Consider the following 25,753-nt stretch of genomic DNA (forward strand, 5'->3'; position numbering starts at 1 on the left):
TGGAGGCCTCAGAGGGGGTCGAGGATGCGACGGAGGAACTGACGGGTGCGTTCCTCCGCGGGATGTGCGATCACCGCGTCGGGGCCGCCCTGCTCGACGATCACACCACCGTCGACGAACAGCACCTGGTCGGCGACCTCCTGCGCGAATCGGATCTCGTGGGTCACGACGACCATCGTCCAGCTCTCCTCGGCGAGACCCTTGAGCACTTTCAGCACGTCGCCGACGAGTTCGGGATCAAGCGCCGACGTCGGTTCGTCGAACAACAGGACCTGCGGATGCAGCGCGACGGCGCGGACGATCCCCACTCGCTGCTGCTGGCCGCCCGACAACTGGTGCGGGTATTGGTTGCGCTTCTCGGCGAGCCCGACGCTGGCCAGCAGTGCTTCGGCCTCCGCAGTGGCGTCGGCCTTGCTGCGACGCTGCACCGTGACGGGCCCCTCGATGACGTTCTCGAGGACCGTCATGTGAGGAAAGAGGTTGTAGTTCTGGAACACCATCGCACTCTGCGCGCGATACCTGGCGATGTCGGATTTCGAGTACGTGCCGTCGAAGTCGATCGTCTGCTCCCCGACGCGGATGACTCCGGCGTCGGGGATGTCGAGGGCGTTGAGCGATCGCAGGATGGTGGTCTTGCCCGAGCCGGATGGGCCGACGATGACGGTCACCGTGCCGCGGTCGACGGTGAAGTCGATGCCGCGCAGAACGTGGTTGTCGCCGAAGGACTTCTGCAGCCCGGCGACGTCGACGACTCGCTCCGGCTGCTTGCTGACGGGTTCACTCATGACGTCACGAACCTTCCCAATCGGGACTCGAGCCTGTTCTGCAGGGCGGACAGGACCATGCACACGATCCAGTAGTAGATGGCTGCGGTGGTGTAGAGCGCGAAGAACTCGAATGTCGGTGCTGCGGCGAGCTGGGCGACCCGCAGCAGTTCGGTCACCAGGATCGTCGACGCCAGGGAGGTGTCCTTGACCAACGAGATCAACGTGTTGGACAAGCCCGGCACCGCGTTGCGTGCCGCCTGCGGCAGGATGATCCGACGCATCGTCGTGCGGTAATTCATGCCGATCGTCTGGGCCGCTTCTGTCTGCCCCTTCGGAACCGAGAGGATCGCGCTGCGGATGATCTCGGCGGCGTACCCGCCGACGTTGAGCGAGAACGCGACGACGGCGGCGGGGAACGGCGGCACCTTGATGCCCAACTCGGGTAGCGCGTAGAAGATGATGAACAACTGCACCAACAGTGGCGTGCCACGGACGATCGAGATGTAGGCGCGCGCCAGCCAGTTGATCAGTCGTGTCTGCGAGAGCCGTGCCAGCGCCACGATCAAGGCGATCACCAGACCGATCACGAAACTGATCGCGGCGAGCGGCATGGTGACGGTGATGGTCGCCTTGGCCATCGGCCACAGGTTGTCGCCGATGATCTTCCACGTGCTGCGCGGCACTGCCTGCTGCTGCTGTGCGGCAGCGCTTCCGCTGGCATCCGCCTTGAGGTACTTCTGCGAGATGGTCGACAGGGTTCCGTCGGCACTGAGCTCGTCGAGTGCCTTGTTGATGTCGCCGGTGATCCCGCTGTTCTTTCTGGCGGCGAAGGCTTGCTCGCTGGTGTCTCCGGTCTTGGCGGCGATCTTCACGCTCTTGTCGCCGGTCTCGGCGAAGTAGGCGTAGACCGCGACGCTGTCGTTCACGGTTGCCTGGACGCGTCCCTGGTTGAGCAGCTTGATCGCCTGGGTGAAGCCCTCGACGGATTCGACGTTCGCGCCCGCGTCGCGGGCCACCTGTGCCCAGTTGCTCGTGGCCGACTGCGCGGTGGTCTTGCCCTTCAGGTCGTCGAGCGACTGGATGGAGTTGTCGTCGGCGCGGGTGACGATGACACCCTCGCTGACGGCGTATGGCTTGGAGAGGTCGTATTTGGCTTTGCGTTCCGGCGTGATCGACACCTGGTTGGCGACGACGTCGAATCTGCCCGACTCGAGTCCGGCGAAGATGGAATCCCAAGGGGTGGTGACGAATTCGGCCCGCACGCCCATCTTCTTGGCGACCGCGTTCGCGACGTCGACGTCGTAGCCTGCGAGCTCGCCCGTCGTGGGATCGCGATAGCTGAACGGCGCGTAGGTGCCCTCGGTGCCGACACGCAGCACGCCGGACGACCGGATCTCGTCCATGCCGTTGCGCTGGTCGTCGGAACCGCCGCACGCAGCAAGGGTTGCCGCGGCGATCAGTGCGGACAACACGACGACGGCGATGCGTCCTCTGCCGCCGAGCCGGACGGTCGACCCGACGCGGGACATGACGAGCTGTAGCGCGCGCATACGGAACCGTACCGCGTGACGGTGACGGTCGATTGTGGCGGCGCGCACGCTCGTCGAGGGGCGCGACGCGGGGTGTGGCGTGCGGCTGGGATACTCGTGAGCCATGGCGAGCAAACCCCGCATCCTGACCAGCGGCAAGGACATGATCTGGACGCTGATCCCGTTGCTGGCGGTCTGCGCACTGGTGGCGATCGCGTCCGGCAACTGCTCGGTGGGACTGACGGGCACCGCGTCCGACGACAAAACCCCCGCGTACGACGTCCACAACGGACTCGCCGCCGACGCGCGGACCATGCCGTTCCCGATTCGACGACCCCCGACGCCAGAGGGCTGGAAGCCGAACTCGGGCAGCACCGGGGAGATGGCAGGCGGCTCGACGTCGAGCAACGTCGGTTGGGTCACCGGCACCGGTGCCTATCTGCAGCTCACGCAAACCAATGCGTCCGAGGACGATCTCGTCCAGAAGCTCGGTGGCGACGACGTCTCGTCGGGAACGGGCACCAAGGACATCGGCGGGCGCACCTGGGTGACCTACTCGACGCACGACGGCAACAAGTTCTGGATCACCGACCTCTCCGACGTGCGGATCGCCGTGATGTCACGCGGTCCCGACTCCGAGATGGAGCAGATGGCGCAGTCGGTGCTCGCCCAGCAGCCGCTGCCGAAAACGGGTTCCTGAGCAGGTCCGTGTAAGCCCGGTGTTGGTGAGCTCAGTCCTCGTCGGGGTCTGAGTCGTCGAATTCGTCGTCGTCCTCGCTGTCCTCGGGTGAAAGGGCTGCCTCGATGCGGTCACGCGCTCCGGTGAGGTGTTCCTCGCAGCGCGTCGCCAATGCTTCGCCACGTTCCCAGAGCGCGAGCGATGCGTCGAGGTCGAGGCCACCGTGTTCGAGTGTCGTGACGACCTCGATGAGCTCGTCGCGTGCCTGCTCGTAACCGAGCTGCGCCACCGGAATCGGCTTGGGGGACGTGCCTTTCGCGGGGCCGGTCACTTCGTGCTCCTCTTCGTGCTGGGGGTGTCGTCGGTGGTCTTCGCTGCGCGCTTCTCGGCGTCGGGTGGTTCTGACGTGACCTCAGCCGTTGCTGCGCCGTCGCCGACGCGGATGCGCAGTCGCGCGCCCGCGGGCATCTGGTCGGTCGAGGTCACCACGTGGGGGTCGCCATCGTCGACACGTTGGACGACGGCGTACCCGCGGGCGAGCGTCTGCGCCGGACCGAGTGTCGACAGGCGCGCAGAGAGATGTTCGACGCGACGCTGCTCGGCGTCGACCATTCTGCTGACGTCGCGTCGGATGTCGCGGCGCATGCGTTCGACGTCGTCGGAGCGGCGGTCGATCATGGTGAACGGGTTGGCCAGGACGGGTCGTGCACGCAGACCCGCGATCACCCGTTCTTCGCGGTGGACCCAGTTACGGAGCGCGTGGGCGCTGCGTCGACGCATCTCTGCGATGCCCGCGAGTTCGGCGGTGACGTCGGGGACGACGCGCTTGGCCGCGTCGGTCGGGGTGGCGGCGCGGATGTCGGCGACGAGGTCGAGGAGCGGATTGTCGGGTTCATGACCGATCGCGCTGATGACGGGCGTGGTACATGCTGCGACGGCCCGCAGCAGTGCCTCGTCGGAGAAGGGGAGTAGATCCTCGACGCTGCCTCCGCCGCGTGCGATCACGATGACGTCGACCTCGGGGTCGGCGTCGAGATCGGCGAGGTGGGCCAGGATGCGTGGCACCGCTGTCGGTCCCTGGACGGGAGCGTCGCGGACCGCGAAGCGCACCTGCGTCCACCGTGCCTGTGCCACCGACATCACGTCGCGCTGGGCGGCGCTCGCGCGTCCGGAGATCAACCCGATGGTGCGCGGGAGGAACGGCAGCGACCGCTTGAGGCGCGGATCGAAGAGCCCCTCTGCCGCGAGGAGTTGTTTGAGACGTTCGATGCGCAGCAACAACTGGCCGACGCCGATGGGTCGAATGTCGGTGACGCGCAGAGAGATCGTGCCGCGGCCGGCGTAGAAGTCGGGTCGGCCGAGCATCACGACGTGGCTGCCCTCGGTCACGGGGACCTCGGTGCGCATCAACAGGTCGGGGCTGCAGGTGACGGTGATCGAGATGTCTGCGGCCGGATCGCGCAGCGTGAGGAACGAGGTTCGGGTACCCGGTCGGCGTGAGACCTGGGTGACCTGACCCTCCACCCAGATCTGACCGAGCCGGTTGATCCACTCCGCGATCTTGCGATTGACGGTGCGAACCGGCCACGGGTTGTCGGCGTTGTTGCCCGTGTCCCTGGAGTTGCCCGTGTCCCTGGAGTTGCCCGTGTCTCTGGAGTTCCCGGGCGGCGATGCGTTCGCCGAGGTCACGACCGCTTGTTCTGGGCGGTGATCCGGTTGTCGAGCATCGTGATGAACGGCGCACGGTTCTTGGTCGCTGTTTCATAGGCGACCAGCGCGGTGAGGTCGTCGAGGTCGACGGTCCGCAGTTTGGCGCGCAGTTGGGCCAGCGTCAGGGTGTCGTACTCGATGAACTCGACGATCTCCGGCTTGTCGACGTCGGCGGCGTCGTCGTCGGAGGTGGGTGTCTCGCCGGCGATGAGGTCGGCGGGGGCTGAGCTGTAGAGCGCGAACCGCCCGGCGTCGGCACGGGGCGCCGCGGTCTTGGCCGCGGAGTTCGACTCCGGTGTCGCGGTCTTCGCGGGTTCCGCAGGCTTGGTGGTCGTCGCGGCGTCGGCCGCCTTGGTGGTGGCCTTCGCAGGCGCTGAGTCCTTGGTCGCGGTGCTCTTGTGAGTGTTCTTCTCGGTCGCGGTCTTCGTGGACGCGCCCTCGTGGGTCGAGGTCTTGTGGCTTGCCGCGGGCTTCGAGGACGACTTCGCGGCCGTCTTCGACTTCGCAGGCGTCTTCGGTGTCGCGTGCAGCGTGGTGACCTCGGCGGTTCGGGTCACGGTTGGTTCGGTGTCCGGGCTCTCGATGGGTGTCCCCGGATCGATTTCGGTCAGCTCATCTTCGTCGAAGCGTGCCCACTCGGGCTGTTCGTCGGGTTTGTCGAAGAGGAGGTCGAGGGCCTCGTCGCCCTTGATCGCCAGTTCGGCGATCTGCTGCTGCGCCCGCATGCCGGCTTGCAGCGTCTGACTAACCGCTGTCATGGGCAGCGTGAACAGGCGAGTCGGCAGTCGGCGGGTCTCTTCGATTGCCACGACGATGAGACCTGCGGCGATACGTGCAGGATAGGGTGCGCGAACCATGACCACACTCTGCCATCTGGTCTGCGTCACACCAACCCGAAGCGCGGCGGTTCGCGGGCCCGACACCACGTACCCTGGAGACCATGTCTGAACCCAAGCGTGTCCTGCTGGCCGAGCCGCGCGGTTACTGCGCGGGCGTCGACCGTGCGGTCGAGACCGTCGAACGCGCCCTGGACAAGCACGGAGCACCCGTCTACGTGCGCAAAGAGATCGTTCACAACAGGCACGTCGTCGACACGCTCACCGAGCGTGGCGCCGTGTTCGTCGGCGAGACCGACGAGGTCCCGGAGGGCGCGATCGTCGTCTTCTCCGCACACGGGGTGTCGCCAGAGGTGCATCGCACGGCTGCGGCCCGCAGCCTCAAGACCATCGACGCCACCTGTCCGCTGGTCACCAAGGTGCACCAGGAGGCCAAGCGTTTCGCCCGCGATGATTACGACATCCTGCTGATCGGCCACGAGGGCCATGAGGAGGTCGAGGGAACCTCCGGCGAGGCTCCCGAGCACATCCAGATCGTCGACGGCCCCGACAGCGTCGACAAGGTGACCGTGCGCGACGAGTCCAAGGTGATCTGGCTTTCGCAGACCACACTGTCTGTCGACGAGACGATGGAAACCGTGCGCAGGCTGCGGGAGAAGTTCCCACTTCTCAATGACCCACCGAGCGACGACATCTGCTACGCCACCCAGAACCGCCAGGTCGCGGTGAAGGCGATGGCTCCGCAGTGCGACCTGGTGATCGTGGTGGGGTCCAAGAACTCGTCGAACTCGGTGCGGCTTGTCGAGGTCGCGGTGCAGAACGGCGCCAAGGACGGCCACCTCGTCGACTACGCCCGCGAGATCGACGACGCATGGCTCGACGGCGTCTCGACGGTCGGAGTCACCTCCGGCGCGTCAGTGCCGGAGGTCTTGGTGCGTGGAGTGCTCGACTACCTCGCCGAACGCGGCTACGACTCCGTCGAGAAGGTCAACACCGCCGAGGAGACGCTGACGTTCGCGCTGCCGCGCGAGTTGCGGCCCGCGCGGACGTCGTCGAAGTAGCCGACGGCTCCGGCGTGTCAGTACTCATCGGGACTGAGCGTGCGGGTGCGTCGATGCGGCAGCGCAAGTGCAAGAACCACCACGATGAGCACCGCGGCCGCCCCCGTACCGAGCAGGGCGACGTTGCGGGCGGTGTGATCGGGTGCCTGCGGTGACGGCGGTGCCGCGATCGGATGTGCGACGGCGTCGGCGCGCGGAGTGTCGTCGAGTTCTGCGGTGAGTGCCGCAACGGGGTCGACGACTCCGAATCCGATACGGGTATCGCGACCGGTGCCCGGCGCGTGGGCAGTTCTGGTGACACGATCGATGACCGCGGCTGCAGTCAGACGCGGGTAGCGCGCACGAACGAGCGCGACGAGGCCGCTGACGTAGGCAGTCGAAAAGCTGGTGCCGCGCAAGGGGATTGGTCCCGACTGATCCTGCTGTGCATACACGACGCGCCCCGAGCCGTCGATGCTGATGACGTCGGTTCCCGGCGCTGCGACAGATACCCACGGGCCGTTGATGCTGAAATCGCTTGGGGTGCCGCTGCCCGCGTCCACGGAGCCGACGGTGAGCACGTACGGAGAAAACCATGCGGGGCTCGCGATCATCGACACCGACCGCCATCCCGTCGGGTCGTCGCCGGTCGGGATCGGATTCTGACTCGTACATGCCGAATCGCGTGTCAGGTTGCCTGCGGCGACGACGACAACGACATCGCGCTCGTGTGCGTATCGCACCGCTGCGCCGAGTGATCGGTCGTTGAGCTTGGCGCCCACGGCGGCGCACGCCACCTCCGAGATGTTGATGACCGTTGCACCGAGGTCGACGGCGCGGACCACCGCGTGGGCGAGCGTGCGCACCGAGCCGTATCCACTCCCGACGTGAGGATCGTCGGAATCGCGAGAACGTTTGGCGCCGAACGCCGTACTCGATTGGCGGATCGAGATGATCGACGCGTCGGGTGCCACACCTGCGAAGGCGTCGGTGCTGCTCGGCGCACCCGCGATGATGCCCGCGACGAGAGTGCCGTGTGCGTCGCAGTCGGACAAACCGTCGCCGGTCGACACGTAGTCGCCACCCGCGGTCAGCCGGGGGAGTCGTCGACTCGGGCTGACGCCGGTGTCGATCACCGCGACGCGCTGGCCTGCGCCCCTGCTGAAGCGCCACGCGTCGGGCAGCCGCATCATCGCCTGCGCACCTGTCGCCGACGAATACGCCTCTGCGGCAAGCGGTGCGGCACACAGTGTGCGTTGCTCTGTGGGTTCGGGTGGTGCGACCGGTGCAGATCTGATGAGTGCGGCGGTGTCGATGACCGGTGGTGTCACAGCGAGAGCCGGAGCCTCACTCGAGCACACGAGCACCGCAATGCACGACACCATCGCTGCCACAACAGAACACGCGCGTGCACGCGACAACGTCAGAACTCCCGCACGAGCCGGTACAGATCGAGTATCCACAACAGCAACGGGATCACCGCGAGCAGCAGCGCGTACTCGAACAACTCGGCGCTGCGTCGCAGCATAGGCGAGAAGTCATGAACCGCAGCGAGTCTGCCGACGATCACGGCAACGACAGCGAGCGCTGTGGCGACGCCGAACCCGATCAGCGCCCACGGCGACGGATCGCCCACCGTAAGTCCGACGAACACCGCGATCACCGTCAATGCGCCACCGGCGATCTGCGTTGCGGCCTGCGCGAGGTCGCTGTGCGAGCGACCGCGCAGACACAGGACCACACCGATGACGATCGCGTATGCGACCGCGATCGCGTGGAATCCGGAGAGGGGAGCCGCTGCGCCGCAGGCTGCCACGGCGGTGACAGCGGTTGCGCCGCCGATGATTCCGGTCAGATACGCGTTGGCGAGGTGTGAGCGTCGTTCGAGCGCATCGACTTTGGGCAGTGCAATCGCGCCGATCGCGCCGATTCCCTCGATCGCCGGTGTGGGTTCGAAGACATCGAGGTCGATCGGGGCGCCCGCTGTCGGGACCGGTGGCACAGGCAGTTTGGTGAGCAGGATCGTCGTGCGCGACGCGGTGCATACGGTCAACAGGCCGACGGCAGCCACGATGGCCGACACCTTCTCAACGCCGATGCCGGTGCCGGCGACGAGTGCCAGAACTGCTCCTGCACCGGTCAGCGTGGACGCGGTGGTCAGTGCGCTGTGGGTGATCGGTCCGACAGCGGTCACCCGATATGAGACGACTGCGGCGAGCAACACCAGCGCACACCCCAGTGCCAGATGGGCGGCGCCGAACGTACCGGGAGGGGTCAATAGGCCCGCGACAAATGCGAAGGGCATGGCTGACGCCGACAGCACGGTGGCCGACGGCGCGTCGTCGAAGTGTCGGGCGACAACAGCCGCGGCGACGAGGAAAGCCAGCGCAGCGATACCGCCGAATAGTGCTGTCGTGCTTCCCATTCCACCGAGACGAGTGAGGCTCAGCGATGCTGCAGCACCCAGTGCGGCGATCAACGTCGCGACATATCCGGCGTATCGCGCGGCGAGTGGCGACCACGTCGCGAACACCGAATCGTTGAGTCGCGCGACAGCGTCGACGACGTCGTCGAACAACACGGGCGACTCGCCGGTGTCGACCAACTGCAGCATCAGCAGGTCGCCGTCACGAACACCCGACTCCGACAATGTTCGGTTCGGTACGAGCGGCTCCTGTCCGACAAGTGCGAGCGTCCAACGGTGCTGGCGGTCGGGTGGCTGCGTCGAGGGATCGACGTCGGGGTCGTCCGGGTCGTGTTGGACCGGGACGCGCGAGGTGATCTGGGTGACGAGCTCGCCGATCAGCACCGCCACCGGCACGGCTGCGGGAAGCCCGACGTCGAGCTGGGTATTGCCGCCCAGGACAGACACGCGAACGAGGGCCGGCTCGATCGGCGTCGTACGGCCGGCGCGTCGCTCGCCGGCAGGCCCGCTCCCGACTGGGCTGTCGACCGGGCTGCCCCCGACCATTCTCGACGTGTCCACAGATGTCATGTTTGTCCGTTCTCCCCGCGGTTGGGAGTTAACATAGCGAACTACGACATCGACGACCAGCCAAGTCTCAACAGGGCTAGAAGCCATGAGGCGCAGCGTGTGTCCGGGTTCTGTGGGGGGGAGATGAGTTGGCTTCGACGACCGAGGGGTTCGTGCGTCGTGCGCGGATCGCCATGCCGCGTACGCCGGGCGGCGAGTTGACGATCGCACCGCCGCCGGACGTGCCCCGTGTGGTCCCCGGGAATCTGTTGATGAAACTGCTGCCGGTCGTCATGATCGTGGCGGTCGTCGGCATGCTGGCATTGATGTTCGCGACCGGCGGTCGCAATATTCTCAGCAATCCGCTCTTCATGATGTTTCCGCTGATGATGCTCATGTCGATGTTCGGCATGTTCGCCGCGGGTGGTCGCGGAGGCGGTAAGCGGGCCGCGGAACTCAACGAGGAGCGCAAGGACTACTTCAGGTACCTCGGACAACTGCGTGACCAGGTCCGCGACACCGTCGACGCGCAACGCGCAGCGCTGACCTGGAGCCATCCCGACCCGCGCACACTGCCGACGCTCATCGGTACGCGTCGGATGTGGGAACGACGGCCCTCTGATCCCGACTTCGCACACGTCCGGATCGGAGTCGGCGCGCATGGACTCGCGACGCGCCTGATGCCGCCCGAGACGGGCCCTCCCGAAGACCTCGAACCCGTCTCGATGGTCGCGTTACGTCGTTTTGTGCGAACGCATTCCGTCGTTCACCGATTACCGACGTCGATCTCGCTGCGCGGGTTCCCGGCGGTCAACATCGGCGGCGTCCGCGGAGAAACCCGCGACGTGGTGCGCGCCCTCGTGGCAGAACTGTGTGTGTTTCACGGTCCGGACCATCTGCGGATCGCGATCGTCACCGCCGACCCCGTCGGCGAGGCATGGGACTGGACGAAATGGCTTCCCCACGTGGGACATCCGAGCCTTCGCGACGGATTGGGGCCGCTGCGTATGGTCTTCGAGTCGCTCGCCGATCTGGAGACGTCCCTTGCGGCGGAACTACTCGACCGCGGTCGATTCAGCCGGTCCGCGCCACCCGTGGCCGGACGAGCGCATGTCGTCGTGATCATCGACGACGGCCACGTCGCCGGAGACGAACGGCTGGTCAACGATGCCGGCACCGAACAGGTGACCGTTCTCGATCTGTCTGCCCCACCAGATGGACTCGCGGCACGCCGCGGCCTCGAGTTGATGATTCGCGGCGGCAAGGTCTGTGCGCGAAGCGCTGTCGGCATCGAGGAGTTCGCCGACATGGACGGGTTGACGATCGCCGAAGCGGAGGCCATCGCGCGCAAACTCGCTCGCTACCATGTGGCAACCGCGGCGAGCATGGCCAACCTGGACTCCGAGGCGACAGCGGGCGACCCGGGACTGCCCGCACTTCTCGGCATCGACGACGTTGCCCGCTTCGATCCGAGCGTGCAGTGGCGCGGTCGGACCGGTAAAGATCGCCTCCGTGTGCCGATCGGTTTCCAGCCGAACGGAACGCCTGTCGAACTCGACATCAAAGAGAGCGCACACGGAGGCACCGGACCGCACGGATTATGTATCGGCGCAACGGGTTCGGGAAAGTCCGAGTTTCTGCGCACGCTCGTCGTATCCATGTTGGCAACACACTCGCCTGCCGAACTCAACCTCGTTCTCGTCGACTTCAAAGGCGGGGCGACGTTCCTGGGACTCGAGTCGGCGCCGCACGTCGCGGCGATCATCACCAACCTCGAACAAGAACTCGCAATGGTCGACCGGATGAAGGATGCGCTCTCCGGTGAGATGACCCGTCGACAGGAGGTGCTCCGCGCCTCGGGAAACTTTGCCAACGTTGCCGAGTATGAGCGTGCGCGCGCGTCGGGCGTGCGTCTCGAACCGATGCCTGCACTGTTCATCATCGTCGACGAGTTCTCCGAATTGCTCTCCCAGAAGCCGGATTTCGCGGAGCTGTTCGTGGCGATCGGCCGACTTGGGCGTTCGCTGCACATCCATCTGCTGCTGGCTTCGCAGAGGTTGGAGGAGGGCAAACTGCGCGGCCTCGACAGCCACCTGTCGTATCGCATCGGGCTGAAGACGTTCTCCGCCAATGAGTCGAGGTCGGTGCTCGGCGTTCCCGACGCCTATCACCTGCCGAGCGTTCCGGGCTCCGCGTACCTCAAATGCGACAGCGCCGAGCCGGTCAGATTCAACACCTCGTATGTGTCCGGCCCCTATCACTCGCCATCTGCCTACCTCGACGAGATCGACGTGGACTCCGATCGTCCGCGCGCCACGATGAAAATCTTCACTGCACTACCGGTGCCACTCGACGGTGCGGTTGACAGCGGTTCGGTTGACGGCGACGCGAATGACGGAGACGGGGATTACGCAGTGGCCCAGCAGGGTTCGGTACTCGACGCCGCGCTGGCGCTGCTCGACGAAGAGCCGCCGAGGGCCGATTCGAACACCACCGAGCTGGGAATGACCGACGGGGTTGGGGCGGGCGATTCCGGCGACAACGGAAGCGTCGGTGCAGACGTCGTCGGGGTTGGTGTTCCGACGTTGCTGCAGACACTCGTCGGGAGAATCGCGGGGCATGGACCCGCAGCGCACGGTGTCTGGTTGCCTCCGCTCGACGACTCTCCGACAGTCGACGTACTCGTCGGTCGGGACGTGAATCAACCCGCTGCGCCAGGCACTCTCGTCGCTGCCGTCGGCATCGTCGACCGCCCGTACGACCAGCGTCGCGACCTGCTGCTGCTCGATCTGTCGGGCGGCGCGGGCAACGTCGCGGTTGTCGGTGGTCCGCAATCGGGCAAGTCGACGACGCTGCGCACCCTGGTCATGTCGATGGCGGCAACCCATACACCCGAGCAGGTTCAGTTCTACTGCCTCGATTTCGGCGGTGGCAGCCTCGCGGGTCTGGCCGGAGTGCCGCACGTCGGATCGGTGGCCTCGCGCGGCGATCTCGACGCGGTGCGTCGTACGGTCGCCGAGGTGTCGGCGATCCTGCGTCGTCGCGAATTATTGTTCGCGCGCTTGGGAATCGAGTCGATGCAGGACTTCCGCGCGCGTCGGGCGCAATGGTTCGCCACCGGAGTCCTCGCCGACGACGACCCTCTCGGCGACGACCGGCACGGCGATGTGTTCCTCGTCTTCGACGGCATCGCGGTGCTCCGCGGCGAGTTCGACTTTCTCGACGAACAGATCAGCACCCTTGTCTCACAGGGACTCTCGTACGGAGTCCACGTCGTCATCGCGGCGTCGAGGTGGGCAGAGGTCAAGCCGGCGATGCGCGACCTGATGGGCAGTCGGATCGAACTGCGGCTCGGCGACCCCAGCGACTCGACGATGGGCAGGCGCGCAGCGGCATCGGTCCCGCAGAATCGGCCAGGACGCGGGCTCACCGCACAGGAACTGCACATGCTCATCGCGTTGCCGAGGCTCGACGGGGTCTCCTCAGCACAATCGCTACGCGCCGGTGTCGCTCACGCCGCGGAGAAGCTGCAGAACGCGTACGGAGCCGACCGGCAGGCCATGCCGGTGCGCAAACTCGGCACCGAGATCACCCGTGAGGGCGTCGACGAGTTGTTGGCGGCGTCGTCGATCACGTTGGGACCCAACCAGGTAGCGATCGGCGTCGGCGAACTCGAGCTTGCTCCCGTGATCCTCGACTTCGGCGTCCAACCGCATTTCATGGTGTTCTCCGATGTCGAGCACGGAAAAACCAACGTGCTCAAGACGATCGTCAAGGGGCTCGTGCGCAATTCGACGCCCGACGAGGTCAAGATCGTCCTCGTCGACTTCCGGCGCACGATGCTGGGCATCATCGAGGGCGAGCACCTGGCGGGCTATGCGAGCTCGACCGAGAACGCGGGATCGATGATGACCCAACTCGCGGGCTACTTCCGTGACCGGCTGCCACCGGAGGACCTGACCGTGCAGCAGTTGAAGGAACGGAGCTGGTGGTCGGGTCCCGACATCTACGTCATCATCGACGACTACGACATGGTGGCCACCGGCGCTCGGCATCCGATCGAACCGCTGGTCGAGATGGCGTCGCACGCCCGCGACATCGGACTGCACATCGTGCTCGCACGACGGTCGGGTGGTGTCGGTCGGGCGATGTTCGACCCGGTGATCGCCCGGCTGAAGGACCTGTCGAGTGACGTCCTGCTGATGAGCGGCGACCGCGACGAGGGCTACATCGTCGGTCGATCCAGGATGCAGCAGCTCGTGCCGGGCCGCGGAGAGCTCGTGTCGCGGGTCAGGCCGCAGGAGATGATCCAGGTGGCCCTCGAGGCGGATCAGTGAGCGTGACGATCCGGCAGCCGGAGCCGTTCGCCCCGGCCGCACCGACAGTTGCGCCGGTCGTCGTCGATCTCGCGTACGGCGAGGCCGTCGTCGACACTGCGAGCGGGCCGGAGCCCCTTGACGTCACCTTCTTGCTCGACCACATCGACGCGGCCGCGGTGACCGTAGCCGGTGCGTCGCGTGACGTCGGAGAACTCTGGCGTGAGGTGCTGTGGAACATCGCTCGCAGCGTGAGCGATGTTCCTGTCCTGATCGGCCACCCCAGCACCTGGGGGTCGGTGCGGTGCGGGGTTCTCGCGCGCGCGGCCGCGGGTATGCGCCCGCCCGCGAGTCTGATACCTCGCGCAGTTCTCGTGGCACGCAGTCACAGCGACACCGTGATGGGCAACTGTGTGGTTGTCGAGACCACACACCGGCCGAGCTATCCGGCCGACACGGTGCCACCGACCTGGGATGTTGCACGGCTGGTCCGCACCTCCGCGGGTTGGGTGATCGAGCGCAGCGGCGTCATCACTCTGGATGACGATGCGCAGGTGGGGGAGAAGATCGTCGCGCTCATCGACGACTCGGTGGAGGCGGTATTCGTCGACGGTTCCGACCGGAATGAGGTTCGCGCCGCGATCGAAGAGATCTGCGCGTATGCCGTTGCCGGGCGCGTTGTGCCGGTCGATCGTGCACTTGTCCGTCGGCACGGGGCACGGACGGCCGTCGTCGCCCCGCTACCGGAGGCGGTGGGCGACCAACCGGAGTACGCACCTGCACGCCAGTCGTTCGCGCGACGATACCGACTGCCGATCGCGTGCTGTGCTCTGCTGGTCGTCGGTCTGGTGGTGCTCGGCGTCGTCGGATGGCGACACGACGACGCGCCGCAGGGGCCGACATACCGCGACGCCGTCGTCGGGCGTACGACGTTGTCGGTGCCAGTGGCCTGGCATCACAGCGCGCCACCGATGCCCGGCGACCCGTCCGATCGTGGCACCGGCCAGGCCCGCAGTGTGTTCACCGATCCAGGGTCGGGTGGTCGGATTCTTCTGGTGCAGAGCGACGTGCGCTCGGCGTCGACGCTCGACTCGGTGGCGAACAGTTTGCGCAACCGGATCAGTCAGCGCGGCGACGACGTGGTGAGCGAGTTCTCGGCGTCGACGAGGTTCGGGGACCGCGAGGTGATCGCCTACCGCGAGGCACCCGCGTCGGGGTCGGCGATCCGCTGGTACGTGCTGGTCGACGACGATCTGCAGGTGAGCGTCGGTTGTCAGCCGGGTTCGACCGGTGATCCGATCGACGACGTATGCGCGCGAGCGGTGTCGACGGTGCAGGTGCGGTGACGTCGGCGCGCGGTCGCTGAACGTGTCCGTGATGGCGCCGCGAGCATTGACGACGACTGCGTCAGAACTGGTTACCGAATGGTCCGGGGTTCGGTTGGGGAGGCAGCGGGCCGGCGGACTGCGGGGCGGGGAAGCCCGGTGCGTTGCGTGGTTTGGGCGAGGGAACAATCGCGATGAGTAGCGCGGCCACGATCATGCCGATTCCCACACCGATTCCGAATATGCCCCTCGTCTGCGTCTCCGACCGCATCTGCCCGCACGTGAGATAGAAGGCGGCGTCGGGAACCTTCTTGGGTTCATCGGTGCTCGGGTTCGAGTGGTTGGCGGTGCCTCCACCGATGACGCTCCCGCAGAGCGCAGTGCGGGTGCTCGACGTGTCCGGATGCTCCGTGTCCATCGCCGGTTCATAGACGGTGGTGGTGCTCTTCAGCGCGAGCAGTGCGCTGAGCGCAAGCGCCACCCCCACGACGCTGAGAAAGATCACGATGCTGTTCTTGCGCACACCCGTTCCCCGTTCTGCACTGTGTTGACCCTGACCAGTTGGGTCGACCCTGACCAGTTGGCCCTGACCACTGTTTTGACCCTGACCTGCGGCGTCGCGTACTCTGAATCGCTGGTGCGTGACACCTTCGTTCCTGCGTGGAGCAAGGTAGCAGAGCCCCGGGTCCCCACTGGTCGCCGGGAATCGTCTCCGTCTGCGCCCCTGACCAGCACCATCGACACAAGAGTTGAGGACCACCTGTGCCTACTTACACCCCGAAGGCCGGTGACATCACGCGTACGTGGCATGTCATCGACGCCAACGACGTGGTGCTCGGCCGGCTGGCCGTGCAGAGCGCGAACCTGCTCCGCGGCAAGCACAAGCCGACCTACGCACCCCACATGGATGGTGGCGACTTCGTCATCATCATCAACGCCGAGAAGGTCGCGCTGACCAGCAACAAGGCTGATCGCAAGCTGAACTACCGGCACTCCGGACATCCGGGTGGCCTCAAGGTGCAGACCACCGCTGAACTGCTCGAGTCGCACCCCGAGCGGGTCGTCGAGAAGGCGATCACGGGAATGCTGCCCCACACCAAGCTCGGCCGCGCCATGGCCTCGAAGCTCAAGGTGTACGCAGGCCCGAACCATCCCCACGCGGCCCAGCGCCCCGTCCCCTTCGAGATCAAGCAGGTGGCCCAGTGAGCAACGAGAACATCAGCGACGAGGCTGTGGAAAACGCAGTCGAGAACGCCGCCGAGGCGCAGGCCGCTGCCGGTGACAACACCGCTGCCGCAGAGGGCGCTGTCGAAGCTGCCGTCGAGGCCGCTGTCGAGCTCGAGCAGGCCGCAGATGATTACGACACCGAGGCACCCGCTGCCGCCGAGGTCACGATCGATCGTGGTCCCGTGGTCATCGACCGTCCGATCCAGACCGTCGGTCGCCGCAAGGAGGCCGTGGTCCGCGTCCGCATGCTGCCCGGTTCGGGTGGATTCACCCTCAACGGCCGCAGCCTCGAGGACTACTTCCCCAACAAGGTTCACCAGCAGCTCATCAAGGCTCCGCTGGTGACCGTCGAGCGCACCGAGTCGTTCGACATCTACGCCAAGCTCGTCGGCGGCGGCCCCTCGGGCCAGGCCGGTGCGCTGCGTCTCGCGATCGCCCGTGCCCTCATCGAGGTCACCCCTGAGGATCGTCCGGCACTCAAGAAGGCCGGCTTCCTGACTCGCGACCCGCGTGCGGTCGAGCGCAAGAAGTACGGCCTGAAGAAGGCCCGCAAGGCGTCGCAGTACTCCAAGCGCTGACTTGGCACGCCTTTTCGGTACCGACGGCGTCCGAGGCCTGGCCAACGACCAACTCACCGCAGAGTTGGCGTTGCGCCTGGCCTCGGCCGCCGCGGTCGTTCTCGGAGACCTTTCCACATCCCGCGACAGCACCACAGGCTTCCGGCCCCAGGTGGTCGTCGGTCGTGATCCGCGTGCGTCGAGCGAGATGCTAGAAGCCGCGGTCTGCGCCGGACTCGCCTCGGTCGGCGCCGACGCCATCCGCGTCGGTGTGCTGCCGACGCCCGCCGTCGCCTTCCTGACCGGCGACTACGACGCGACGTTCGGTGTGATGATCTCGGCGTCGCACAATCCGATGCCCGACAACGGCATCAAGTTCTTCGGCGCGGGCGGACACAAGCTCGACGACGAGGTCGAAGACCGGATCGAAGCCGTGATGACCTCCGGCGACGTTCCCCATCCCACCGGTGCGGGCGTTGGTCGTCTACGCGAGGCACCCGACGCCGGTGCCCGCTACGCGGCGCATCTCGCCGCGGCCATCGACGCGCGACTCGACGGACTCAACGTCGTCGTCGACTGCGCGAATGGTGCTGCGGCACAGGTGGGTCCGCAAGTGTTCGCCAGTGCTGGTGCCACCGTCACCACCATCCACGCCGAACCCGACGGCATCAACATCAACGCTGACTGCGGCTCGACGCACATGGAGAAGTTGCAGGCGGCCGTTCTGGAACACGGCGCCGACCTCGGCATCGCGTTCGACGGCGACGCCGACCGATGCCTCGCAGTCGACTCGACCGGACAACTGGTCGACGGCGACGCGATCATGGCCATTCTCGCCACCGCACTGCATGCCCGCGGCCGACTCGTCGACGACGTGCTGGTCGCCACCGTGATGAGCAACCTCGGTCTGCACATCGCCATGCGCGAAGCAAGAATCGAGGTGCGTACCACCGCTGTTGGTGATCGGTACGTACTCGAGGAACTGCGACGCGGAGGCTATTCGCTCGGTGGAGAGCAGTCCGGTCACATCGTCTACCCGCAGTCGGGAACGACCGGCGACGGCATCCTCACCGGGTTGCTGCTGATGGAGCAGATCGTCAGGTCGGGCAAGCGTCTGGCCGAACTGGCGTCGATCGTCACCGTGCTGCCGCAGGAACTCATCAACGTTCGGGTCGCCGACAAGCACGCGGTCGCGATCGCCGACTCGGTGCGCGACGCCGTCGAGGTGGCCGAGCAGGAGTTGGGATCGACAGGACGAGTTCTGTTGCGTCCCTCGGGAACCGAGCAACTCGTTCGCGTCATGGTCGAGGCACCGACACCCGAACTCGCACGCGGCGTCGCCGAGCGGATCGCCTCGGTCGTCGCCGAAGCAGGCTCATCGGAGTCTGTTGGTGCGTCAGCGCGGTCGGAGTAGGGACGTCGGTGACGCGATGAGCAGCACTCCCAAGGCGGTCCTGTTCGACTTCTCGGGGACACTGTTCCGCTTGACCGACCAGCCTGAATGGTTTGCCGACCTCCACGACGAGAACGGTCAACCACTGCACCTCGACCACCAGATGGAACTCATCCGTCGGATGACGCAGCCCGTCGGACTTCCCGCCGCCGTCGAAGACGACGATCGAATCTCCTGGGAGAGAAGGGATCTCGATCCGGCCGAGCATCGTCGTGCTTATCTGGCGATCCTGCGGGCGTCGGGATTGACGGTTCCCGGTCAGGCGGAGTCGCTCTATGAACGGGTGCTCGACCCGGCGTCGTGGGAGCCGTTCGACGACACCGCGACGGTCTTGCGGGGCCTGAAGTCGGCGGCCGTTCCGGTCGGCATCGTCAGCAACATCGCCTTCGACGTCCGCAAAGTGCTCGAGCGCGTCGGCCTGCGTGATCTTGTCGACGCGTACGCACTCTCGTACGAGGTCGGCGCGATCAAGCCCAATCCGAGGATCTTCGAGGCTGCCCTCGACGAACTCGGTGTCGCGGGCTACGACGCCCTGATGATCGGCGACAGCTCCGAAGCCGACGGCGGGGCGACGCGCATCGGTAGCGCGTTCGAACTCGTGCACGACGTCCCGCCGCAGCAACGCCCGACAGCCCTGGTCGACGCCGTGGAGCGGCACGGAATCGCTGTGTCGTAGCGTTCGGCGACCTCGTCGACCGCAACTGTTGCTGAGTGAATGTCGGCTGGTACCGAGAAAATGTGGGCGAACATGGAACCCGCGGCGTGTTCTCACCGTCTAGACTTCAACGCCACACGTAGATAGCCGCATATCGGGCACCCGAACGAGGTGTCCGACGCTATCTCGACAGCGCAGGCGGCAGACGGGTGGGACTGTGTCAGAAGTGAGTTCGCGGGCGTCGGGAGACCATCTCCGCGTCGACCTCGATCAGGTGCACGGGGTGGTCTCGTTCTATCGGCGCGCGTCGTCGGTCGTCGCCGCCGCCGCATCCGACATGGAGTCGGCGGCCTTCGGCCGGTGGTGTTCCGGTGAGGCGTACGCGACGCTGGCCGAACGCTACGTCGCGATGGGCGACCGTCTCGCACAACGACTTCGGACGCAATCCATCGCTGCGGCCGACCTCGCGGACACGCTCGAGCAGGGGATGAGTCGCCTCGACGACGCCGATGCCGAGCTCGCGCCCGTGATCCGACGAGCCGCCGGCGGTCATTCAGGGACTGTGCGCCCGGCGGGAGTCGGCGAGTGACGCACGCGATGGAGGAAGTGCCGGAGGGTCTACCCGTCCTACGGGAGCAAGCGATCGCGAGGATCGGCGACCTGGTCACGCTCATGGGTGTCGGCCGGTCACTCGGGATCGACGTTCCCGCCGACGACGAGCTGCGAGAACCGTTGGCGCGCATCGGACAATTCGACGTCGCCGCACTCGCCGACGACGCGCATCGGCTGGCGGCGGCACATCGCGCAGTCGCCGAGCAACTGCACTGCCTGCCCGAGCAGCAGATCAGACTCGACGACGGGTGGTCGAGCGCATCGGGCGACGCCGCGACCGCGCTCCTCGTCGCACATCAGCGCCGCGCCGAGTCGGATCTCGGTGTGCTGCGCACCCTGTCGGAGTCGACGAGCAGTGCGGCGTCGGGAATCGATCGTCTCTTGCGAACCTGGTACGTCACGGTCGCGCGTTGCTCGTCTCCCATCATCGCGGGCGTCCCGATCGCCGAGCTGCCCGCAGCGGTCCTCACCGGGGCGGTTCCGCTCTCGCTCGTGGCGGCCGACATCGCGTCGCGGGCGCGACTGTTTCTCGACACCGCCGACACGACAGTCCGCACGGTCGACGAGATCCTCCACACGCTCAACCGGGCGACCGAGGGCCTCGACGTCGAGACGTACCCCGATCGCGAGCGCGGCCGCGCCGACGTGAATCATCCTGTACCACAACAGATGTCGGTTGACTTCTCGGACGGCCAACCCGCAGGGCGAGCCCATGACGACAGCGACGGTGAGCGGAGTCGCGCGCCTGAGGGGGAGATCGAGCCGCCCGATCGCGCCGTCGACCACGAGAACGTCGACGTTCCGCTGACGCTGCCGCAACCCGAGAGTTCTCGATCCGACAGCCCACCCAGCCGGGATCAGACCGACACGGCGCCCGCTTCCCAACCGCCCCCGACGTCGCGAGACTACGTCGATTCCGGCGCAGACCTGGCACTGGCAGGAGACCAATGAGCCTTGCGGATCAGATCGACGCGATCACTCGCGGCGCAACCGAATCGATCGTCGTGGCGTCGCGCGAGTTCACCGCGACGCAGGCCGAATTGGCGAGCACACTCGCCGAGCATCGACGACGATCGGGATCACAGACGGCCCGGATGCGCGAACAACTCGTCGACGATGCCGACGAGGCTGACGCGCTTCCCCGGCTGCTGCTGCCGGCAGATCTGGCCGAGGCGAGTCCACATTCTCCCCCTGAGGCGCTTTCGGGTGGTGTGACGACATAGGCTGAGCAACGTGGCTCGGAAAAAGCGCGTCTCCACGAAGTCCCCCGACAAGTTGTCCAAGCAGCTTGCCCGGCGAGGTCCGCACAAGGTGCTGCGTGGCGACCTCGGCATCGTCGGAATGCCCGGCCATGTCTTCACACCCGCCGACGCCGGTCGGTACCCGGCTATCGCGTTCGGTCACGGGTGGCTCACCAGCGCCAACCGCTACCGCTCGCTGCTCTATCACTTCGCGTCGTGGGGGATCGTCGTCGCCGCTCCCGACGACCAGAAGCGCGTGATGGCGTCCGACATCGGGCTCGCGGCCGACCTGAGGGCAGCGGCGTCGATCGTCAGCAACTACTCGCTAGGCACCGGCGAGATCACCGTCGACCGTGACCGGATCGGCTTTGTCGGGCACGGTTTCGGCGCGTCCGCGGCCATCATCGCCGCGGGCGATCAGCAACTGCTCGGGCAGGAAGCGCCGGATGCGCGCGGCGTCGTCGCGCTGTTCCCCGCTCCAACGACGCAGGCACTGCCGCAGGCAGCGAAGACCGCAACTGCTCCGTGCCTGCTGCTCACCGGCGCCGGAGATCTCGACAACGTCGACGCCAACGCGCTCGCGCTGGCTCGAGATTATGCGGGAGATGTGTCATTGCGCACCATCCCCAAGGCGACCCGTGCAGGCATCGTCGAGCGGCCGTCGGTCAAGTCGCTACTCGGGTTCGCCGCGGTCGACCGTAAGTCTCATTCGGCCGTACGTGCGATGAGCACGGGATTTCTGCTGTACACCCTCACCGGTGACCCTCAGTACGCCGCTTTCGCCGACGCCGAGGCGCAGATCGGCAAGACGACGGTCGTCGAGCTCGACGACGTGCCCGAGGAGCGCCTCGATTCGGTATCGCGATTGCTCGGCGCCAAGTCGGGCGGCGGGGCTCGTCAATTGCTCGCAAAATCCCCGGTACGCTGAACATCTATGTGTGGAATCGTCGGATACGTGGGCAGGCGCGAAGCCCTCGACATCGTTGTCGAGGCGCTGCGTCGAATGGAGTACCGCGGATATGACTCGGCGGGTGTCGCCATTCTCGACGGGCACGGTCACACGACCGTCGAGAAGAAGGCAGGCCGACTCGAGAACCTGGACAAGCAGATCGCCGCGGTCGGTCGGGAAGCCCTGACGGGCACCACCGGGATGGGGCACACGCGCTGGGCGACGCACGGTCAGCCGACCGATCGCAACGCGCACCCCCATGTGAGCACCGACGGCAAGATCGCCGTCGTGCACAACGGGATCATCGAGAACTACGCTCCGCTGCGCGCCCAACTCGAGGCCGAGGGCATCGAGTTCACCTCCGACACCGACACCGAGACCGCGGTGCACCTCGTCGAGCGTGAGTACAACTCCGGCCCGACCGCAGGCGACTTCGTCGCGAGCGCATACGCAGCGCTGCGTCGACTCGACGGTGCGTTCACGCTGGTCTTCACGCATTCCGACCACCCCGACACGATCGTCGCGGCGCGTCGGTCGACGCCACTGGTCGTCGGTGTCGGCAAGGACGAGATGTTCGTCGCATCCGACGTCACCGCCTTCATCGAGCACACGCGCGACGCCGTCGAACTCGGTCAGGACGAGGTCGTGGTGATCACGGCCGAGAGCTACACGATCACCGACTTCGACCAGAACCCTCGCCCCGGCAAGCCGTTCCACATCGACTGGGATCTCGCGGCCGCTGAGAAGGGTGGCTACGACTACTTCATGCTCAAGGAGATCGCCGAGCAGCCCCGCGCGCTCGCCGACACCCTGCTCGGGCATCTGGAGAACGGTCGCATCGTGCTCGACGAGCAGCGCCTGTCCGACGACGACCTGCGCGACGTCGACAAGGTCTTTGTCGTGGCGTGCGGTACCGCATATCACGCGGGCATGCTCGCCAAGTACGCGATCGAGCACTGGACCCGCCTGCCCGTCGAGGTCGAGTTGGCCAGCGAGTTCCGCTATCGCGATCCGGTCCTCGACCGCCAGACCCTCGTCGTCGCCATCTCCCAGTCGGGCGAGACCGCCGACACGCTGGAAGCGGTCCGGCACGCCAAGGATCAGAAGGCTCGGGTCCTGGCTATCTGTAACACCAACGGTGCGCAGATCCCGCGTGAATCCGACGCCGTGCTTTACACGCACGCCGGGCCCGAGATCGGCGTCGCGTCGACCAAGTGCTTCCTTGCGCAGATCGCCGCGGCATATCTTGTTGGTCTCGCGTTGGCGCAGGCCAGGGGCACAAAGTATGCCGATGAGGTCGCTCGTGAGTTCGGTGCGATGGAAGCCATGGTCGATGCGGTCCGCGCGGTGCTTGACACCATGGAGCCCGTCCGCGATCTCGCCCGGTCGCTCGCCGATCGCGGCACGGTCCTGTTCATCGGTCGCCACGTCGGCTATCCGGTGGCGCTCGAGGGGGCGCTCAAGCTCAAGGAACTCGCCTACATGCACGCGGAGGGATTCGCTGCCGGTGAGCTCAAGCACGGCCCGATCGCGCTGATCGAAGACGGACTGCCGGTCATCGTCGTGATGCCTCAGGCCGACGGTCGCGCGGTGCTGCACTCCAAGATGGTCAGCAACATCCGCGAGATCCAGGCGCGGGGTGCACGGACCATCGTGATCGCCGAAACCGACGACGAGTCGGCACGTGCCGTCGCCGATCACTTCATCCCGATCCCGAAGACGCCGACGCTGCTGCAGCCGCTGGTGTCGACCATCCCGCTGCAGGTTTTCGCGGCGAGCGTCGCGCAGGCTCGCGGCTACGACGTCGACAAGCCGCGTAACCTCGCCAAGTCGGTCACCGTCGAGTAGGTCCTGATGCCGGTCAGCTACCTCACCGCCGACGCCGTCCGCGCCGCGGAACGCGCGACAGGGGAGTTGCTGACCAACGGGACTCTGATGCGTCGCGCCTCTCACGGTGTGGCTCAGGTGGTGGCCGCGCTTCTCACAGAACGCACGAACGGTGTGGTGGGGCGAGCCGTCGGCATCGTGGTCGGAGCTGGCGACAACGGCGGTGACGCACTCTACGCAGGCGCCGAACTGGCCAGACGAGGCGCTGCGGTCAGCGCGACGCTGCTCGCACCCGACAAAGCGCATGCCGGCGGGTTGGCTGCGTTTCGACGTGCGGGTGGTCGGGTCGTCGACCCGCTGCCCAGTTCGCTCGACGTCGTCGTCGACGGTGTCGTGGGGATTGGTGGGCACGGGCCGCTACGGCCTGCCGCTGCAATGGTGTTCGCGTCCGTCGATCCGCTGACGCCGATCGTGGCCGTCGACCTTCCCTCTGGTGTCGACGCCGACACCGGGCAGGTCAACCAGCCCGCTGTGCGCGCCGACGTCACCGTCACGTTCGGGGTGAGACGACACGCGCACCTGCTCGCAGCACCACAATGCGGGCGCGTAGAACTCGTCGACATCGGTCTTGCCGAGGACCCGGAAGGTGCGCCGCTGGTGTCGACGCCTCCGACGGGGCCGCGACTGTACTCACTCACCGACACCGAGATCGCCGACGCCTGGCCGGTCCCCGGACCGCACGACGACAAGTACACGCAGGGCGTCGTCGGAGTGATCGCGGGATCGCATCGGTATCCGGGCGCGGGCATCCTGTGCACGGGAGCCGCGGTGACCGCGACGTCGGGGATGACGCGCTACGTCGGGTCGGCGCACGCCGAGGTGGTCGAGCACTTTCCGGAGGTCGTCGCGGTACCGGACTTCGCCGACGCCGGGCGTGTGCAGGCGTGGATCGTCGGACCGGGAGCCGGAACAGACGACGCTGCTCTGGACCTCCTTGGGAAGATCCTCGCCACCGAACTGCCGGTCCTCGTCGATGCGGACGGGCTGACCGTCCTGTCCGAGCACCCAGACTTGGTTCGTGGACGCGAGGCGCCGACACTGCTGACACCGCATGCGGGCGAATTCGCACGCCTCACCGGCGAGGAGGTGGGTGCCGACCGCCTCGGGGCGGTGGCGGGACTCGCTCAGCGCTGGGGAGTGACGGTATTGCTGAAGGGGCGCATCACGCTGGTCGCGGAGCCCGACGGCACCGTGTTCGGCAACGACGCCGGGTCGTCGTGGGCGGCGACAGCAGGAGCGGGAGACGTGTTGTCGGGCATCGCGGGTGCGCTGCTCGCGGCGGGTCTGCCGCCGATCTGGGCGGGTGCCGCAGCAGCGAGGGTGCATGCCCAGGCAGCGGCGCTGGCCAGCGGCGGAGCGCCGATCGGGGCGTCGAATCTGCTGGCTGCGCTACGGCCCGCCCTGCGCACGTTGCTGGTCTGAGGGAGCCCGCAGCCCTGGCTGGTCAGGGAGCTTGCCAAAGGTCTGGCCCTCGCTAGATCTGGCCCTCGCTAGAAATGCAGGTAGTAGGTAAGGACTGCATGCCCGATCAGATTGAGTGCTGTCACCACCCACGCCGTGACGATCGCCCAGGGCTCGTCCACGTGTCGTATCTGCGCGACGACGGTGAGCGCGAGTGCCGCGAGCGTCATGATGCCCGAAGCGACGATGAGGCCCGCTGCGACCGCCAACAGAGCGACTCCGACATACCCTATGGCGTTGCCGGCTTCGGCGCCGCTGATGGTGAGGACAAATCCGAATAGCCCCGCGAGTCCGGCTAGCGGCAAGACGCCGATCGAGACCACGTTGAGAACGAATGACCAGGTGAGCACAGCCTTGCTCGGCTGAGCGGCTCCGACAATCGGCGTCGGGTACGAACTGGGGTGGAAGGGTACGAATGTCATCAGGACCTCCAGTGAGCGGGGAGTGGGGTATCGGCGTGAGCGCCACGGTCCAGTTCACTCGCCGGTCGCCGCGTGCGGATGCGGGTGATTACTCACGTGCATGGTGGGAATCG

23 protein-coding genes are annotated in these 25,753 nt (G+C 66.6%); 14 read left to right on the plus strand and 9 right to left on the minus strand.

Annotated elements, in window-relative coordinates; all coding sequences use genetic code 11:
- Window positions 1–8: 8 nt before the first annotated feature.
- Both GOSPT_RS18285 and GOSPT_RS23300 read right to left on the minus strand, forming a co-directional pair.
- A complete protein-coding gene (locus tag GOSPT_RS18285) occupies window positions 9–785 on the minus strand; it encodes an amino acid ABC transporter ATP-binding protein (RefSeq protein ID WP_005207946.1) in 777 nt (258 codons plus the stop codon).
- Window positions 782–2,317 (minus strand): ABC transporter permease subunit, encoded by a 1,536-nt coding sequence (locus GOSPT_RS23300; protein ID WP_005207947.1) that lies wholly within the window; start codon window positions 2,315–2,317, stop codon window positions 782–784. Before GOSPT_RS23300 ends, GOSPT_RS18285 begins: the two co-directional genes overlap by 4 nt.
- 103 nt (window positions 2,318–2,420) lie before the next feature.
- On the opposite strand from GOSPT_RS23300, the gene GOSPT_RS18300 reads away from it, so the two are divergent.
- Entirely contained in the window at window positions 2,421–2,996 is a 576-nt protein-coding gene (locus tag GOSPT_RS18300) for a DUF4245 domain-containing protein (RefSeq protein ID WP_005207948.1), read from the plus strand.
- 31 nt (window positions 2,997–3,027) lie between these two features.
- Here the strand turns inward: GOSPT_RS18300 and GOSPT_RS18305 are convergent, their stop codons facing one another.
- From GOSPT_RS18305 to GOSPT_RS18315, 3 genes are read right to left on the minus strand one after another with little or no spacing between them, the layout of a single operon-like run.
- Window positions 3,028–3,306 carry an exodeoxyribonuclease VII small subunit gene (locus GOSPT_RS18305; protein ID WP_005207949.1) on the minus strand — a complete coding sequence of 93 codons (279 nt, stop codon included), beginning with the start codon at window positions 3,304–3,306 and terminating at the stop codon, window positions 3,028–3,030.
- Window positions 3,303–4,664: an exodeoxyribonuclease VII large subunit gene (gene xseA, locus GOSPT_RS18310; protein WP_005207950.1), complete on the minus strand. Its 1,362-nt coding sequence runs from the start codon at window positions 4,662–4,664 to the stop codon at window positions 3,303–3,305. Before xseA ends, GOSPT_RS18305 begins: the two co-directional genes overlap by 4 nt.
- Window positions 4,661–5,542 carry a lipid droplet-associated protein gene (locus GOSPT_RS18315; RefSeq protein ID WP_039856643.1) on the minus strand — a complete coding sequence of 294 codons (882 nt, stop codon included), beginning with the start codon at window positions 5,540–5,542 and terminating at the stop codon, window positions 4,661–4,663. The genes xseA and GOSPT_RS18315 overlap by 4 nt, the downstream gene beginning before the upstream one ends.
- A gap of 83 nt (window positions 5,543–5,625) precedes the next feature.
- Between GOSPT_RS18315 and GOSPT_RS18320 the strand changes: the two genes are divergently transcribed.
- Window positions 5,626–6,582 carry a 4-hydroxy-3-methylbut-2-enyl diphosphate reductase gene (locus GOSPT_RS18320; RefSeq protein WP_005207952.1) on the plus strand — a complete coding sequence of 319 codons (957 nt, stop codon included), beginning with the start codon at window positions 5,626–5,628 and terminating at the stop codon, window positions 6,580–6,582.
- A 17-nt stretch (window positions 6,583–6,599) separates the two neighbouring features.
- Here GOSPT_RS18320 and mycP read toward each other — a convergent pair whose 3' ends face one another.
- Both mycP and eccD read right to left on the minus strand, forming a co-directional pair.
- Complete coding sequence (mycP, locus tag GOSPT_RS18325) at window positions 6,600–7,946, minus strand: type VII secretion-associated serine protease mycosin (RefSeq protein WP_051994039.1); 1,347 nt, start codon at window positions 7,944–7,946, stop codon at window positions 6,600–6,602.
- 38 nt (window positions 7,947–7,984) lie between these two features.
- The gene (gene eccD, locus GOSPT_RS18330) at window positions 7,985–9,556 is read right to left on the minus strand and encodes a type VII secretion integral membrane protein EccD (RefSeq protein WP_039856634.1); all 1,572 of its coding nucleotides are present in this window, start codon (window positions 9,554–9,556) and stop codon (window positions 7,985–7,987) included.
- Between the two features lie 128 nt (window positions 9,557–9,684).
- Here eccD and GOSPT_RS18335 point away from each other — a divergent pair, with 128 nt between their 5' ends.
- Both GOSPT_RS18335 and GOSPT_RS18340 read left to right on the plus strand, forming a co-directional pair.
- Entirely contained in the window at window positions 9,685–13,872 is a 4,188-nt protein-coding gene (locus GOSPT_RS18335) for a type VII secretion protein EccC (RefSeq protein WP_005207955.1), read from the plus strand.
- The gene (locus GOSPT_RS18340; RefSeq protein WP_005207956.1) at window positions 13,869–15,197 is read left to right on the plus strand and encodes a type VII secretion-associated protein; all 1,329 of its coding nucleotides are present in this window, start codon (window positions 13,869–13,871) and stop codon (window positions 15,195–15,197) included. Before GOSPT_RS18335 ends, GOSPT_RS18340 begins: the two co-directional genes overlap by 4 nt.
- Window positions 15,198–15,258: 61 nt before the next feature.
- Here the strand turns inward: GOSPT_RS18340 and GOSPT_RS18345 are convergent, their stop codons facing one another.
- The gene (locus GOSPT_RS18345; RefSeq protein WP_005207957.1) at window positions 15,259–15,699 is read right to left on the minus strand and encodes a hypothetical protein; all 441 of its coding nucleotides are present in this window, start codon (window positions 15,697–15,699) and stop codon (window positions 15,259–15,261) included.
- 239 nt (window positions 15,700–15,938) lie between these two features.
- On the opposite strand from GOSPT_RS18345, the gene rplM reads away from it, so the two are divergent.
- From rplM to GOSPT_RS18395, 10 genes are all read left to right on the plus strand, one after another.
- Window positions 15,939–16,382: a 50S ribosomal protein L13 gene (gene rplM, locus GOSPT_RS18350; protein WP_005174183.1), complete on the plus strand. Its 444-nt coding sequence runs from the start codon at window positions 15,939–15,941 to the stop codon at window positions 16,380–16,382.
- Complete coding sequence (gene rpsI / locus GOSPT_RS18355) at window positions 16,379–16,981, plus strand: 30S ribosomal protein S9 (RefSeq protein ID WP_005207958.1); 603 nt, start codon at window positions 16,379–16,381, stop codon at window positions 16,979–16,981. Before rplM ends, rpsI begins: the two co-directional genes overlap by 4 nt.
- Window position 16,982: 1 nt before the next feature.
- Window positions 16,983–18,374, plus strand: coding sequence for a phosphoglucosamine mutase (glmM, locus tag GOSPT_RS18360; RefSeq protein ID WP_005207959.1), 1,392 nt, complete (start codon window positions 16,983–16,985; stop codon window positions 18,372–18,374).
- 16 nt (window positions 18,375–18,390) lie between these two features.
- A complete protein-coding gene (locus GOSPT_RS18365; RefSeq protein WP_005207960.1) occupies window positions 18,391–19,089 on the plus strand; it encodes an HAD family hydrolase in 699 nt (232 codons plus the stop codon).
- Between the two features lie 205 nt (window positions 19,090–19,294).
- The gene (locus GOSPT_RS18370; RefSeq protein ID WP_141630930.1) at window positions 19,295–19,657 is read left to right on the plus strand and encodes a hypothetical protein; all 363 of its coding nucleotides are present in this window, start codon (window positions 19,295–19,297) and stop codon (window positions 19,655–19,657) included.
- A complete protein-coding gene (locus GOSPT_RS18375; RefSeq protein WP_005207962.1) occupies window positions 19,654–20,631 on the plus strand; it encodes a hypothetical protein in 978 nt (325 codons plus the stop codon). Before GOSPT_RS18370 ends, GOSPT_RS18375 begins: the two co-directional genes overlap by 4 nt.
- On the plus strand, window positions 20,628–20,903 hold the full coding sequence (locus GOSPT_RS18380; protein ID WP_005207963.1) for a hypothetical protein: 276 nt from the start codon (window positions 20,628–20,630) through the stop codon (window positions 20,901–20,903). Before GOSPT_RS18375 ends, GOSPT_RS18380 begins: the two co-directional genes overlap by 4 nt.
- 10 nt (window positions 20,904–20,913) lie before the next feature.
- Entirely contained in the window at window positions 20,914–21,849 is a 936-nt protein-coding gene (locus tag GOSPT_RS18385) for a dienelactone hydrolase family protein (RefSeq protein WP_005207964.1), read from the plus strand.
- A gap of 6 nt (window positions 21,850–21,855) precedes the next feature.
- A complete protein-coding gene (gene glmS, locus GOSPT_RS18390) occupies window positions 21,856–23,718 on the plus strand; it encodes a glutamine--fructose-6-phosphate transaminase (isomerizing) (protein WP_005207965.1) in 1,863 nt (620 codons plus the stop codon).
- A gap of 6 nt (window positions 23,719–23,724) precedes the next feature.
- Entirely contained in the window at window positions 23,725–25,179 is a 1,455-nt protein-coding gene (locus tag GOSPT_RS18395; protein ID WP_005207966.1) for a bifunctional ADP-dependent NAD(P)H-hydrate dehydratase/NAD(P)H-hydrate epimerase, read from the plus strand.
- A 68-nt stretch (window positions 25,180–25,247) separates the two neighbouring features.
- Here the strand turns inward: GOSPT_RS18395 and GOSPT_RS18400 are convergent, their stop codons facing one another.
- Window positions 25,248–25,640 (minus strand): hypothetical protein, encoded by a 393-nt coding sequence (locus GOSPT_RS18400; protein WP_005207967.1) that lies wholly within the window; start codon window positions 25,638–25,640, stop codon window positions 25,248–25,250.
- Window positions 25,641–25,753 lie beyond the last annotated feature (113 nt).

This window comes from Gordonia sputi NBRC 100414 (assembly GCF_000248055.1).
In the GTDB taxonomy this organism is placed as follows: domain Bacteria; phylum Actinomycetota; class Actinomycetes; order Mycobacteriales; family Mycobacteriaceae; genus Gordonia; species Gordonia sputi.

Coding starts and splice junctions, on each gene's coding strand:
- GOSPT_RS18285 (WP_005207946.1), bottom strand. CDS start 785: ATGAGTGAACCCGTCAGCAAGCAGCCGGAGCGAGTCGTCGACGTCGCC.
- GOSPT_RS23300 (WP_005207947.1), bottom strand. CDS start 2,317: ATGCGCGCGCTACAGCTCGTCATGTCCCGCGTCGGGTCGACCGTCCGG.
- GOSPT_RS18300 (WP_005207948.1), top strand. CDS start 2,421: ATGGCGAGCAAACCCCGCATCCTGACCAGCGGCAAGGACATGATCTGG.
- GOSPT_RS18315 (WP_039856643.1), bottom strand. CDS start 5,542: ATGGTTCGCGCACCCTATCCTGCACGTATCGCCGCAGGTCTCATCGTC.
- GOSPT_RS18320 (WP_005207952.1), top strand. CDS start 5,626: ATGTCTGAACCCAAGCGTGTCCTGCTGGCCGAGCCGCGCGGTTACTGC.
- mycP (WP_051994039.1), bottom strand. CDS start 7,946: ATGGTGTCGTGCATTGCGGTGCTCGTGTGCTCGAGTGAGGCTCCGGCT.
- eccD (WP_039856634.1), bottom strand. CDS start 9,556: ATGACATCTGTGGACACGTCGAGAATGGTCGGGGGCAGCCCGGTCGAC.
- GOSPT_RS18365 (WP_005207960.1), top strand. CDS start 18,391: ATGAGCAGCACTCCCAAGGCGGTCCTGTTCGACTTCTCGGGGACACTG.
- GOSPT_RS18380 (WP_005207963.1), top strand. CDS start 20,628: ATGAGCCTTGCGGATCAGATCGACGCGATCACTCGCGGCGCAACCGAA.
- glmS (WP_005207965.1), top strand. CDS start 21,856: ATGTGTGGAATCGTCGGATACGTGGGCAGGCGCGAAGCCCTCGACATC.
- GOSPT_RS18395 (WP_005207966.1), top strand. CDS start 23,725: ATGCCGGTCAGCTACCTCACCGCCGACGCCGTCCGCGCCGCGGAACGC.
- GOSPT_RS18400 (WP_005207967.1), bottom strand. CDS start 25,640: ATGACATTCGTACCCTTCCACCCCAGTTCGTACCCGACGCCGATTGTC.